Consider the following 11,247-nt stretch of genomic DNA (forward strand, 5'->3'; position numbering starts at 1 on the left):
GAAGACTTCATTGATCCCATCTTTTGTAAACGGCAATATCATTGTGACTAGGCAATACTTCTTCTATCGTTGTCGTTTCGCCGTCTGCCGTGGTTTTAATAATTTTGCGTTTTCGGATTTTGGTGTTTTGCCTTGCTGTTTCTGCTAGCTCTTTTTTCAAAATGTCGGCCGCATGATGAAAAGCATGATCAAATTCGTAATAATCCTTTCGCCAATTTCTAATCGTTTTTTCATCCACATGCAGCCATTTTGCAATGAAATGATTTGATACTTTGCCTTTCACCAAAGACAGGTTGATCACGTCATCAATATACGCTTTTTTATATTTAGCTTTCCCTGACATGACAACCTCTTTTTAACCTTTGTGCAACATTCGTAAAATTAGCCATTTTGGGTGCGGACTTATTTGCGGAAGTATGCGAAAAAAATCCCTCTTCATGCGTTGTTATTATTAGGTTTTCCAATTTTTCAAAATGCGGAAGTATGACTGCGGAATTATGCGTTTTTGGCTATTCTGTAATTTTTTACCTGAATCCCTTTGATGTAAAGCAATTAAGGTTTTAACCCCATTTACCTTAATGATTAAAAAATGAACGCAAATGTTAAAAATTTAACTCAAAAATTGACCCTGAAAATCGACCGTAAATATTTGAGGTGGTCTCAATGTTTTTATGACCAGCATTTTAGAAATAACATGAATATCATTCCGTTTTTTGATAAGACGTACCGCTGCAAAATGCCGTAAGTTATGAAATTTCCCAATCCTGAATTTTTCCAGTAATTCCTTAACAATTCCTGTCGTACTGTAATTTAACGACAGTCTTTTCACTGATTGACTGACAATTAATGGTTCATGTAACCCAAACTTGTTTTTATCCAATAGCGACAATAACCCTTTTGGCATCGGTAACAATCGCTGAACGTCAGCTTTTAAGCCTTCAATAACACCGTTTCGTGTTACATGTTTTGAGATATTCAAATATTCCCCTTGAATATCGCTATAATCCAATGCCAATATTTCGCTTATCCGAAGCCCAATCACCGATGCCAAGATGAAGGCAATCTTTTCTCTGACGGGCGCTTCTTCAATCATCCTATCCACATTCTCAAACGCCGGAATGAAAATAGGCTTTTCCCCTTTTCTTTTCAATTTTGGAATTGGACTGACACCAACATTTCGCATTGCTTTCAGCAGCAAATAGGCAGAATGCAGATGTTTAAGCGTATTTTCCGGTAAACCGTTAAATTCACTCGGGCGAATATTCAACGCCATTTTTGCTTGCAACGTTTCGTCATCGAAACAAGGCATGTTTAATCGTATCGAGCGAACTTTGCCGTAAATGCCCCGTTTTCACACTGAAAGACCTTTTTCCCACATAAAACTGAATCAACTTGCGAAGATGCCAATCTCGGCATTGCTCTTTTTTCTTTTGCCATCATCGCCAAAAATCGCTCAGATTCGCTCAGAAAAAGAAAATGGCAAGCAGCTTCCCGCGTTTTAAAGCCGTAATGCACACGAAAACCCTCGCTATCATGGCGAGTTTTGACTTGTTTAATTGAACTCATTTGCGATTATCGCTTTGTTGTTAACCTGGCCACAATTTTGCTTGATTAAGACAATCTTCTATCATCTTGCTCTTCTACTAGCTGGCTGTTTGCGATAATAGCGGATGGCTTCACGGGTGGCTAAGCTGGCGACAGAGGTAGAAAAGCCCAGCTTGATTAACTCGGCCTTAACATTGGCTTCGATGAATTGCTCAGGAGTCATCCTTCTAACCTCATGCTTCCACCAATTAAATCAAGGGGGATTTGAGATAACTCCATTACTGTTTTTTCAGCTTTTTAAGAATGGGTAAATCATCTTGACGCTTACGTAATCGACGACCAGCATCCGAAGAGTCTTTATCAGACTCTTTTCTGGCTGTAGCAACAATATTTTGTAATTGCTCAATAGTAAAAGCTAATCCTTTATTTTCTTCCAACTCCGTCATGTAGTCATAGATTTTAGCCTGTAACTCATAGCTGTAACTCATTGCCATTAGACAGGCTTCACGTTTTGGAAATCGGTAAATTTTTCGAATAGACTGGGCACCGTTTCCAGTGGTGAAAATATCATCAGCTAAAAATTTAGCAGATGTTTCTCCAAGAACTTTGGGTACTTTTGCCATAAAATTATTGTGCTGTAACTTGCGATATTTTTTGCAAGGAAACGTTAATCTCTCTGCTTCCGCTTTTGATTTCCGCTCCGCATTAATATAGTCCACCATTTCCAGACTGGTCATTGTTGGCATTTCTGTTACTAAAAAATTGTCATTTTTAGTTGTTACTAATTTCATCGTACTTTTCCTTATAGAAAATCGAACCTGCGCGCACAGAACAGCCGCCCACAGAAAAGCACCATTTTAAACGGCGTTCTTCAGGCTCGACTTTCTATAAGGTTCTGTGTTTTATTGATGCGCGTGCGTGGCGCTGAGATTGTTAAGATTTGAACGTGCCAATGACCGATTCAGTGACACTGTGTTTTGATGTACTGCTGTAGATATTCCGTCTGCTTTTCGTTCTCAGCTATCATCGCTCTGAGACGGAAATAATCTTCTCGAGCTGCCTTACTAAGTTGTGGGGTGGCTTCATTATGTCGGCTCTGGGTGGTAGCGGTTTTGGGTATTGGACACACGGCATTGACGTGCAACTGCTTAGTGCCAGCACGAACAGCATCATTGAGCTTAGCAATTTCAGCTTTGGCATTATTTAATTTCTCCGTGTGTTGAATATCGAGTTGGTGCAAAGAATCAATCTTTTGCTGCTGTAATTTCACGGCTTCAATTTGTGCGCGATATTGCTGTTTTAATGTTTGGTAGTTTTGCCTGATGGTTTGATAACGGGAGTTGATAAAAATAAGTGAGAGAATTAACCCTGCAATAATCACTCCGATAAATGAGTAAGGTCGCCATAACATATTACGCTCTCAATTTCCCGACGGGTAATTAGCCCTTTCCAGACTTCGCCTTTCACATAAACCCACCGCTTCATCTCATCACATGCCCCTTTTCGGTCATTGTTGTTGAGCTTTTTGAGCAAGGTCGATTTGGCAAAATTACCCACGCCCACGTTATAAGCAAATGAGTAAAGGGCTGCCTGTGTTAGCGTGTTGATATTGACCTTAATCAACGGGTCAACATAACGTTTAACGGCTTTTAAATCGTCATTAAGCCACTTATCGCAGTCTTCTTGCGTGTACATCCGGTTACGCACAATATCCTTGCCTGTATGACCATAACAAACAGAGAGTACACCACCTCCATCGAAGTAAGGTTTAAATTTTAATCCTTCAAAATGCGTTATCATCGTTGAGGCTAAAAACAACGCACTACCGCCCGTTGCCATCAATATTTTTTTCGGTATCTTCATACTGACGTTCCTTGAGTCTGTACTCCTTTTTGCGGTAGTACACGTTGATAAAAAATGTCCCTATCGTGCAGACAATACCCATCACAGCTACCCACTGCTCAAGGGTAAAAAAATCAAAAATCGTTGTCATGACTCCCCCGAGGGTGGTCATGATGCCCCACAGATAGGCGGCAGGTGTTGAGTATTTTTCAGACATGCGCATATACCCTCGTTGTTGAGGGTTCCATTGCTTTGAATTGATTGGATTTGAGTAGTGAAACTCAGTGATTTAAAACTTTTTTTCGTTATTGAATTTTACGGCGGTAGCTTGACCAATTGAAATTTAACCAAAGCCCATTGCTCATCATCATTCTATCGATGACTCTATCGCCCAAAAATTGCCGAATTTGTTCACTGTTCAAGTTCGTGAGCATGCCAAGCGGTTTTTTGTGTGAAGTCCGCTTATCAACCATCTGATTTACAATAATCTTCGTATTCTCGCTATGCTGATACTGAATACCGATTTCGTCCAAGATCAACAAATCAACTTTGCAAAGTTCATCTAGCAATTGTTGTTCTGTCAATGTCGTATTTTTTTCGTAGGTTGCTCGAAAACGCATCATCAAATCCGCAATGGTAATACACAATACGGATCGCCCTTTGCTCATGAGATAATGCCCTATCGCTGCTGCAAGATGATTTTTGCCTGTTCCGCATCCACCGCTAAAAACAAATCCGCCAAATCCCACTCCAAAATTCTTTGCAAAGGCGACGGATTGGTTCAACGCATTTTTCTGACCGGCGTTGAAAACGCGATAATTTTCAAATCGGCAATGTGCATGCAACGGGGCGATACCCGAGCGCCCAAACAAGTTTTCTATCCGGCGTTGCTTGCGAAAAATAGCGTCTTGCAAACTGGCTTCTTCGGATATTTTTTGCATTCTTGCCAAATGTTCTTCCCAGCTACAGGCAATTGGCTTGATATTGGGCGGCATGATTTTTTGCAATCGTTGAATAATATTCATAGTTTTTTCGCAAAAAACAGATTAACCGTTAATCACCACAAAACCTTCGGGATTACTTGGGCGTGTTGTGATCTCGTTGATGAGACTATTTCGCTGATATTTTTTTTGCTCAATCCACGAAACCTCAAAGCCTTGCCAGTTTCTAAGCATGCATTCAGCCAGCACGTTATCGGTGGAATATCCTAGTTCATTGGCTTCGTTGACTGCTGTCGCCAGTCGGTTCAGGGCGGTTTGTGTCAGTGGCGCTTTTTTGTTTTTGCGGTGTTGAAGATAATCATCCCAAACTGATTCACTGGGTTTCTGCTCAAACAGGGACAAATTCAGTTCAGATTTTTTCGTGATGATCTTAGTTTTGGGTAGCGAAATACCTCCCGCAACTACCAAAACACCATCTTGCAGATAGTCTTCTGCTGTGGAAGATTTCCGCAGTAAGATTATCCCTGATTTCAGACAGGCTAGTTTAGCGAAAGATTTTTCTCTGGGAGAGCTTGCGTCGATTTCAATGCCACATTGGTTGCCGTGCTTGTCACTCACCAGCAAATCAACTCTGCCAGAACGACAATCACCCCGTTCCTGTACTCGAAACTCCCTGTTGCACTCGAAACCAAGTCCGATAATTTTTTGCTCTCGACTTTCACCCGTCCATTGTTGTCGTAATCCACCCGAGGACGGGATAATTCAGCTTTCAGTACGTCAAGTTCTTTTATGCCTGAACTGAGACTGATTAACAGGCCATCGGTAAATTGATTGATGAAACGTTTGTCATCCGGATATTTTTCCAAATGCATGATACACCGCCAGGTATTAAAAAAACGGTCTCGGACGCCCCACCAGGCTTGCGCCTTAATATTCGCGAACATATCTTTATTGGTTTTTCCCGCCACATATTTTGCGTCAGGTTTAAAGACAGCCCCACCCGCGTTGAATCCGGTTGCGGTGATATGACATGTCCGTCGTAGATGCGCTTTCACCCCTGCCCCTACCCCGATGGAGTCATAGATGATTTCATCGGCATGGACTTCCTCAGCATAGTTTTTGACTCGGTTTGCTGAGCTGATCACGTCGCCTTTACTCCACTGCTGGCAATCCGTGACAACCGATCCGTGTACAAACGTGAGGGCGTTGCTGTCATCGCCCTCATCTGCAACGTCAAAACCGAGTCGTTTAGCCCCCGTTGTCAAAAACCCCAGTTTGATATGGGCATCAATGGCCGCCTGTACCCATTCGGCGGGAATTAAGATACCTTCAACAGACGCCTGATAGTTCAAATCCAGTTCCTGCGCCACAATGACCGGATTATCGATTTTCAGGCACTCTTTTTCGTACCATTGTTCATCTTTACGGGGTCATTGCGCCAGTGAAAGGTAAACACCGGAATACGTCCACTGTGGCGTTTTTGGGCAAAAGGATTGTCCATCCCATTAACCGAACTTAAGTCAATGCGGCAGCGGGTAGTTTGCGATAGGGCAGCATCAATCAATAGCGGACGAGGCAAAAAGGCGGCTTCGTCGACGAAATAGAGTGTCGTCCGGTCACCCCGTCCAATATTGTCCCCCGCTTCACCCTTGATAATGGCGCCGGTGTTTGGAAAATTGACCCGCATATAAGGCGCGTGTTTTTTCGCTACCCAGCCTCCCCGAAACTCTTGCGGTAAAGTTTCAATAAACTTACGGGCTTTCCAGAACAACGCTTTCGGGTCACCGGTGCTGTCAACATACTCTTCTTTGCGGGAGCCAAAGCCAATTACCATCTCTTTATTAAAGAGACATAAAGCGCATGCGAGTGCAATTGACGTCCAGCTTAAGCCCATTTCGCGGCTTTTTTCGGTAATACCGTTTTCACGTCCTTTCCAGCGTGTCATTATCCAGTCAATCCATGCTTCCTGTTTCGGGAACAGCAAAAAAGGAATAGTCACCGGTAACCCGTAATCGACATTTCGTGGGTCTGTCGTCATGCCCCAGTCAATAATAAACTGCGCGGGATTATCCTTATAAAATCGGGTTAATCGTTTAAAACTTTCCGGCTGCTGGCGTAACCGTTGTAGACGCTCATCGCGCCACTCAAATACCTTAAAATAATCTGGTTTTTTAAAGTCAAAAGGAAAAGGTAACGGCATAGGAATTTGTCCGGAAAAAAGCGACTCAAAAAAATATTTTGCACATAAACGTGTACATAAAAATACAAAAAATGGGGTTAAACTCATATAATCAATTGATATTAAATAAATATTTAAATTTAATATCATTTATAACATAAATAAGTAAGCGATTTTAACCCTTTACCCCATCAGTTTTTGGTACGCTTCTGCGGCCTCTTCTAAAGTCATTTCTCGAGTAATTGCATTTTGCGGTAGTATATCTTCTGGTATAGGGCTACCTTGCAATTGCTTAATTTCCAGTAATAAGGTAGTTGGTATAGGAATGCCTTCTATCTCTAAAAATTGCGCGGCCTCTAGTGAAGTGATTTCGGCTGATTTTTTTCGCTCGAGTATCGATCTTAAGTATTCTTTTTGTTGATGCTTTTCATCGTTAAAGAAGACTTCATTGATCCCCATCTTTTTGTAAACGGCAATATCATTGTGACTAGGCAATACTTCTTCTATCGTTGTCGTTTCGCCGTCTGCCGTGGTTTTAATAATTTTGCGTTTTCGGATTTTGGTGTTTTGCCTTGCTGTTTCTGCTAGCTCTTTTTTCAAAATGTCGGCCGCATGATGAAAAGCATGATCAAATTCGTAATAATCCTTTCGCCAATTTCTAATCGTTTTTTCATCCACATGCAGCCATTTTGCAATGAAATGATTTGATACTTTGCCTTTCACCAAAGACAGGTTGATCACGTCATCAATATACGCTTTTTTATATTTAGCTTTCCCTGACATGACAACCTCTTTTTAACCTTTGTGCAACATTCGTAAAATTAGCCATTTTGGGTGCGGACTTATTTTGCGGAAGTATGCGAAAAAAATCCCTCTTCATGCGTTGTTATTATTAGGTTTTCCAATTTTTCAAAATGCGGAAGTATGACTGCGGAATTATGCGTTTTTGGCTATTCTGTAATTTTTTACCTGAATCCCTTTGATGTAAAGCAATTAAGGTTTTAACCCCATTTACCTTAATGATTAAAAAATGAACGCAAATGTTAAAAATTTAACTCAAAAATTGACCCTGAAAATCGACCGTAAATATTTGAGGTGGTCTCAATGTTTTTATGACCCAGCATTTTAGAAATAACATGAATATCATTCCGTTTTTTGATAAGACGTACCGCTGCAAAATGCCGTAAGTTATGAAATTTCCCAATCCTGAATTTTTCCAGTAATTCCTTAACAATTCCTGTCGTACTGTAATTTAACGACAGTCTTTTCACTGATTGACTGACAATTAATGGTTCATGTAACCCAAACTTGTTTTTATCCAATAGCGACAATAACCCTTTTGGCATCGGTAACAATCGCTGAACGTCAGCTTTTAAGCCTTCAATAACACCGTTTCGTGTTACATGTTTTGAGATATTCAAATATTCCCCTTGAATATCGCTATAATCCAATGCCAATATTTCGCTTATCCGAAGCCCAATCACCGATGCCAAGATGAAGGCAATCTTTTCTCTGACGGGCGCTTCTTCAATCATCCTATCCACATTCTCAAACGCCGGAATGAAAATAGGCTTTTCCCCTTTTCTTTTCAATTTTGGAATTGGACTGACACCAACATTTCGCATTGCTTTCAGCAGCAAATAGGCAGAATGCAGATGTTTAAGCGTATTTTCCGGTAAACCGTTAAATTCACTCGGGCGAATATTCAACGCCATTTTTGCTTGCAACGTTTCGTCAATCGAAAACAAGGCATGTTTAATCGTATCGAGCGAACTTTGCCGTAAATGCCCGTTTCACACTGAAGACCTTTTTCCCACATAAAACTGAATCAACTTGCGAAGATGCCAATCTCGGCATTGCTCTTTTTCTTTTGCCATCATCGCCAAAAATCGCTCAGATTCGCTCAGAAAAAGAAAATGGCAAGCAGCTTCCCGCGTTTTAAAGCTTTTATGAAATCGTCCTGCTGGATTTTCGTAATGCACACGAAAACCCTCGCTATCATGGCGAGTTTTGACTTGTTTAATTGAACTCATTTGCGATTATCGCTTTGTTGTTAACCTGGCCACAATTTTTGCTTGATTAAGACAATCTTCTATCATCTTGCCTCTTCTACTAGCTGGCTGTTTGCGATAATAGCGGATGGCTTCACGGGTGGCTAAGCTGGCGACAGAGGTAGAAAAGCCCAGCTTGATTAACTCGGCCTTAACATTGGCTTCGATGAATTGCTCAGGAGTCATCCTTCTAACCTCATGCTTCCACCAATTAAATCAAGGGGGATTTGAGATAACTCCATTACTGTTTTTTCAGCTTTTTTAAGAATGGTAAATCATCTTGACGCTTACGTAATCGACGACCAGCATCCGAAGAGTCTTTATCAGACTCTTTTCTGGCTGTAGCAACAATATTTTGTAATTGCTCAATAGTAAAAGCTAATCCTTTATTTTCTTCCAACTCCGTCATGTAGTCATAGATTTTAGCCTGTAACTCATAGCTGTAACTCATTGCCATTAGACAGGCTTCACGTTTTGGAAATCGGTAAATTTTTCGAATAGACTGGCACCGTTTCCAGTGGTGAAAATATCATCAGCTAAAATTTAGCAGATGTTTCTCCAAGAACTTTGGGTACTTTTGCCATAAAATTATTGTGCTGTAACTTGCGATATTTTTTGCAAGGAAACGTTAATCTCTCTGCTTCCGCTTTTGATTTCCGCTCCGCATTAATATAGTCCACCATTTCCAGACTGGTCATTGTTGGCATTTCTGTTACTAAAAAATTGTCATTTTTAGTTGTTACTAATTTCATCGTACTTTTCCTTATAGAAAATCGAACCTGCGCGCACAGAACAGCCGCCCACAGAAAAGCACCATTTTAAACGGCGTTCTTCAGGCTCGACTTTCTATAAGGTTCTGTGTTTTATTGATGCGCGTGCGTGGCGCTGAGATTGTTAAGATTTGAACGTGCCAATGACCGATTCAGTGACACTGTGTTTTGATGTACTGCTGTAGATATTCCGTCTGCTTTTCGTTCTCAGCTATCATCGCTCTGAGACGGAAATAATCTTCTCGAGCTGCCTTACTAAGTTGTGGGGTGGCTTCATTATGTCGGCTCTGGGTGGTAGCGGTTTTGGGTATTGGACACACGGCATTGACGTGCAACTGCTTAGTGCCAGCACGAACAGCATCATTGAGCTTAGCAATTTCAGCTTTGGCATTATTTAATTTCTCCGTGTGTTGAATATCGAGTTGGTGCAAAGAATCAATCTTTTGCTGCTGTAATTTCACGGCTTCAATTTGTGCGCGATATTGCTGTTTTAATGTTTGGTAGTTTTGCCTGATGGTTTGATAACGGGAGTTGATAAAAATAAGTGAGAGAATTAACCCTGCAATAATCACTCCGATAAATGAGTAAGGTCGCCATAACATATTACGCTCTCAATTTCCCGACGGGTAATTAGCCCTTTCCAGACTTCGCCTTTCACATAAACCCACCGCTTCATCTCATCACATGCCCCTTTTCGGTCATTGTTGTTGAGCTTTTTGAGCAAGGTCGATTTGGCAAAATTACCCACCCACGTTATAAGCAAATGAGTAAAGGGCTGCCTGTGTTAGCGTGTTGATATTGACCTTAATCAACGGGTCAACATAACGTTTAACGGCTTTTAAATCGTCATTAAGCCACTTATCGCAGTCTTCTTGCGTGTACATCCGGTTACGCAATATCCTTGCCTGTATGACCATAACAAACAGAGAGTACACCACCTCCATCGAAGTAAGGTTTAAATTTTAATCCTTCAAAATGCGTTATCATCGTTGAGGCTAAAAACAACGCACTACCGCCCGTTGCCATCAATTTTTTTCGGTATCTTCATACTGACGTTCCTTGAGTCTGTACTTTTTTGCGGTAGTACACGTTGATAAAAAATGTCCTATCGTGCAGACAATACCCATCACAGCTACCCACTGCTCAAGGGTAAAAAAATCAAAAATCGTTGTCATGACTCCCCGAGGGTGGTCATGATGCCCCACAGATAGGCGGCAGGTGTTGAGTATTTTTCAGACATGCGCATATACCCTCGTTGTTGAGGGTTCCATTGCTTTGAATTGATTGGATTTGAGTAGTGAAACTCAGTGATTTAAAACTTTTTTTCGTTATTGAATTTTACGGCGGTAGCTTGACCAATTGAAATTTAACCAAAGCCCATTGCTCATCATCATTCTATCGATGACTCTATCGCCCAAAAATTGCCGAATTTGTTCACTGTTCAAGTTCGTGAGCATGCAAGCGGTTTTTTGTGTGAAGTCCGCTTATCAACCATCTGATTTACAATAATCTTCGTATTCTCGCTATGCTGATACTGAATACCGATTTCGTCCAAGATCAACAAATCAACTTTGCAAAGTTCATCTAGCAATTGTTGTTCTGTCAATGTCGTATTTTTTTCGTAGGTTGCTCGAAAACGCATCATCAAATCCGCAATGGTAATACACAATACGGATCGCCCTTTGCTCATGAGATAATGCCCTATCGCTGCTGCAAGATGATTTTTGCCTGTTCCGCATCCACCGCTAAAAACAAATCCGCCAAATCCCACTCCAAAATTCTTTGCAAAGGCGGACGGATTGGTTCAACGCATTTTTCTGACCGGCGTTGAAAACGCGATAATTTTCAAATCGGCAATGTGCATGCAACGGGGCGATACCCGAGCGCCCAAACAAGTTTTCTATCCGGCGTTGCTTGCG

General features: G+C 41.3%; 18 protein-coding genes and 3 pseudogenes. 1 reads left to right on the forward strand and 20 read right to left on the reverse strand.

Features of this window, described 5'->3' with window-relative positions; translation table 11 throughout:
* Nucleotides 1-7: 7 nt before the first annotated feature.
* The 20 genes and pseudogenes from AYJ55_RS19620 to AYJ55_RS29860 all read right to left on the reverse strand — a co-directional run bounded on the left by AYJ55_RS19620 (nt 8) and on the right by AYJ55_RS29860 (nt 11,099).
* Nucleotides 8-343, reverse strand: coding sequence for a hypothetical protein (locus AYJ55_RS19620; protein ID WP_063657683.1), 336 nt, complete (start codon nt 341-343; stop codon nt 8-10).
* 267 nt (nt 344-610) lie between these two features.
* The gene (locus AYJ55_RS19625; protein WP_063657684.1) at nt 611-1,309 is read right to left on the reverse strand and encodes a site-specific integrase; all 699 of its coding nucleotides are present in this window, start codon (nt 1,307-1,309) and stop codon (nt 611-613) included.
* Between the two features lie 2 nt (nt 1,310-1,311).
* On the reverse strand, nt 1,312-1,566 hold the full coding sequence (locus AYJ55_RS19630) for a hypothetical protein (protein WP_063657685.1): 255 nt from the start codon (nt 1,564-1,566) through the stop codon (nt 1,312-1,314).
* Nucleotides 1,567-1,627: 61 nt separating this feature from the next.
* Nucleotides 1,628-1,768 carry a hypothetical protein gene (locus AYJ55_RS19635; protein WP_245677470.1) on the reverse strand — a complete coding sequence of 47 codons (141 nt, stop codon included), beginning with the start codon at nt 1,766-1,768 and terminating at the stop codon, nt 1,628-1,630.
* Nucleotides 1,769-1,823: 55 nt separating this feature from the next.
* Nucleotides 1,824-2,336, reverse strand: coding sequence for a Rha family transcriptional regulator (locus tag AYJ55_RS19640; RefSeq protein WP_425393832.1), 513 nt, complete (start codon nt 2,334-2,336; stop codon nt 1,824-1,826).
* 170 nt (nt 2,337-2,506) lie between these two features.
* Nucleotides 2,507-2,956, reverse strand: coding sequence for a lysis protein (locus AYJ55_RS19645; protein WP_063657600.1), 450 nt, complete (start codon nt 2,954-2,956; stop codon nt 2,507-2,509).
* On the reverse strand, nt 2,923-3,408 hold the full coding sequence (locus AYJ55_RS19650; RefSeq protein ID WP_063657599.1) for a lysozyme: 486 nt from the start codon (nt 3,406-3,408) through the stop codon (nt 2,923-2,925). The genes AYJ55_RS19645 and AYJ55_RS19650 overlap by 34 nt, the downstream gene beginning before the upstream one ends.
* On the reverse strand, nt 3,368-3,604 hold the full coding sequence (locus tag AYJ55_RS19655; protein WP_245677456.1) for a phage holin family protein: 237 nt from the start codon (nt 3,602-3,604) through the stop codon (nt 3,368-3,370). Before AYJ55_RS19655 ends, AYJ55_RS19650 begins: the two co-directional genes overlap by 41 nt.
* A gap of 88 nt (nt 3,605-3,692) precedes the next feature.
* On the reverse strand, nt 3,693-4,328 hold the full coding sequence (locus AYJ55_RS19660; RefSeq protein ID WP_162505763.1) for an ATP-binding protein: 636 nt from the start codon (nt 4,326-4,328) through the stop codon (nt 3,693-3,695).
* A gap of 105 nt (nt 4,329-4,433) precedes the next feature.
* Nucleotides 4,434-4,946: a hypothetical protein gene (locus AYJ55_RS19665; RefSeq protein WP_162505753.1), complete on the reverse strand. Its 513-nt coding sequence runs from the start codon at nt 4,944-4,946 to the stop codon at nt 4,434-4,436.
* A pseudogene (locus AYJ55_RS33760) lies at nt 4,943-6,528 on the reverse strand (TerL protein). The gene AYJ55_RS19665 and the pseudogene AYJ55_RS33760 overlap by 4 nt, the downstream one beginning before the upstream one ends.
* 162 nt (nt 6,529-6,690) lie before the next feature.
* Nucleotides 6,691-7,290 (reverse strand): hypothetical protein, encoded by a 600-nt coding sequence (locus AYJ55_RS19680; protein WP_063657649.1) that lies wholly within the window; start codon nt 7,288-7,290, stop codon nt 6,691-6,693.
* A gap of 260 nt (nt 7,291-7,550) precedes the next feature.
* Nucleotides 7,551-8,255: a tyrosine-type recombinase/integrase gene (locus tag AYJ55_RS19685; protein ID WP_063657688.1), complete on the reverse strand. Its 705-nt coding sequence runs from the start codon at nt 8,253-8,255 to the stop codon at nt 7,551-7,553.
* A gap of 45 nt (nt 8,256-8,300) precedes the next feature.
* Nucleotides 8,301-8,540 (reverse strand): hypothetical protein, encoded by a 240-nt coding sequence (locus AYJ55_RS19690; protein WP_063657689.1) that lies wholly within the window; start codon nt 8,538-8,540, stop codon nt 8,301-8,303.
* A 6-nt stretch (nt 8,541-8,546) separates the two neighbouring features.
* Nucleotides 8,547-8,744: a hypothetical protein gene (locus AYJ55_RS19695; protein ID WP_063657645.1), complete on the reverse strand. Its 198-nt coding sequence runs from the start codon at nt 8,742-8,744 to the stop codon at nt 8,547-8,549.
* Nucleotides 8,741-9,310, reverse strand: a pseudogene (locus AYJ55_RS36415) (Rha family transcriptional regulator). Before AYJ55_RS36415 ends, AYJ55_RS19695 begins: the two are co-directional and overlap by 4 nt.
* 170 nt (nt 9,311-9,480) lie before the next feature.
* Nucleotides 9,481-9,930, reverse strand: a complete 450-nt coding sequence (locus AYJ55_RS19705; protein WP_063657600.1) for a lysis protein — start codon at nt 9,928-9,930, stop codon at nt 9,481-9,483.
* Nucleotides 9,897-10,354 (reverse strand): annotated as a pseudogene (locus AYJ55_RS19710) (lysozyme). Before AYJ55_RS19710 ends, AYJ55_RS19705 begins: the two are co-directional and overlap by 34 nt.
* Nucleotides 10,354-10,533 (reverse strand): HP1 family phage holin, encoded by a 180-nt coding sequence (locus tag AYJ55_RS19715; RefSeq protein WP_245677473.1) that lies wholly within the window; start codon nt 10,531-10,533, stop codon nt 10,354-10,356. Before AYJ55_RS19715 ends, AYJ55_RS19710 begins: the two are co-directional and overlap by 1 nt.
* 236 nt (nt 10,534-10,769) lie before the next feature.
* Nucleotides 10,770-11,099, reverse strand: coding sequence for an ATP-binding protein (locus tag AYJ55_RS29860; protein ID WP_063657690.1), 330 nt, complete (start codon nt 11,097-11,099; stop codon nt 10,770-10,772).
* Between AYJ55_RS29860 and AYJ55_RS32225 the strand changes: the two genes are divergently transcribed.
* Nucleotides 11,053-11,247 (forward strand): hypothetical protein (locus tag AYJ55_RS32225; RefSeq protein ID WP_162505757.1); only part of this gene is annotated, 195 nt, incomplete at its 3' end. The two genes, AYJ55_RS29860 and AYJ55_RS32225, sit on opposite strands and share 47 nt — an antisense overlap.

Source organism: Candidatus Arsenophonus triatominarum, assembly GCF_001640365.1.
GTDB lineage: Bacteria > Pseudomonadota > Gammaproteobacteria > Enterobacterales > Enterobacteriaceae > Arsenophonus > Arsenophonus triatominarum.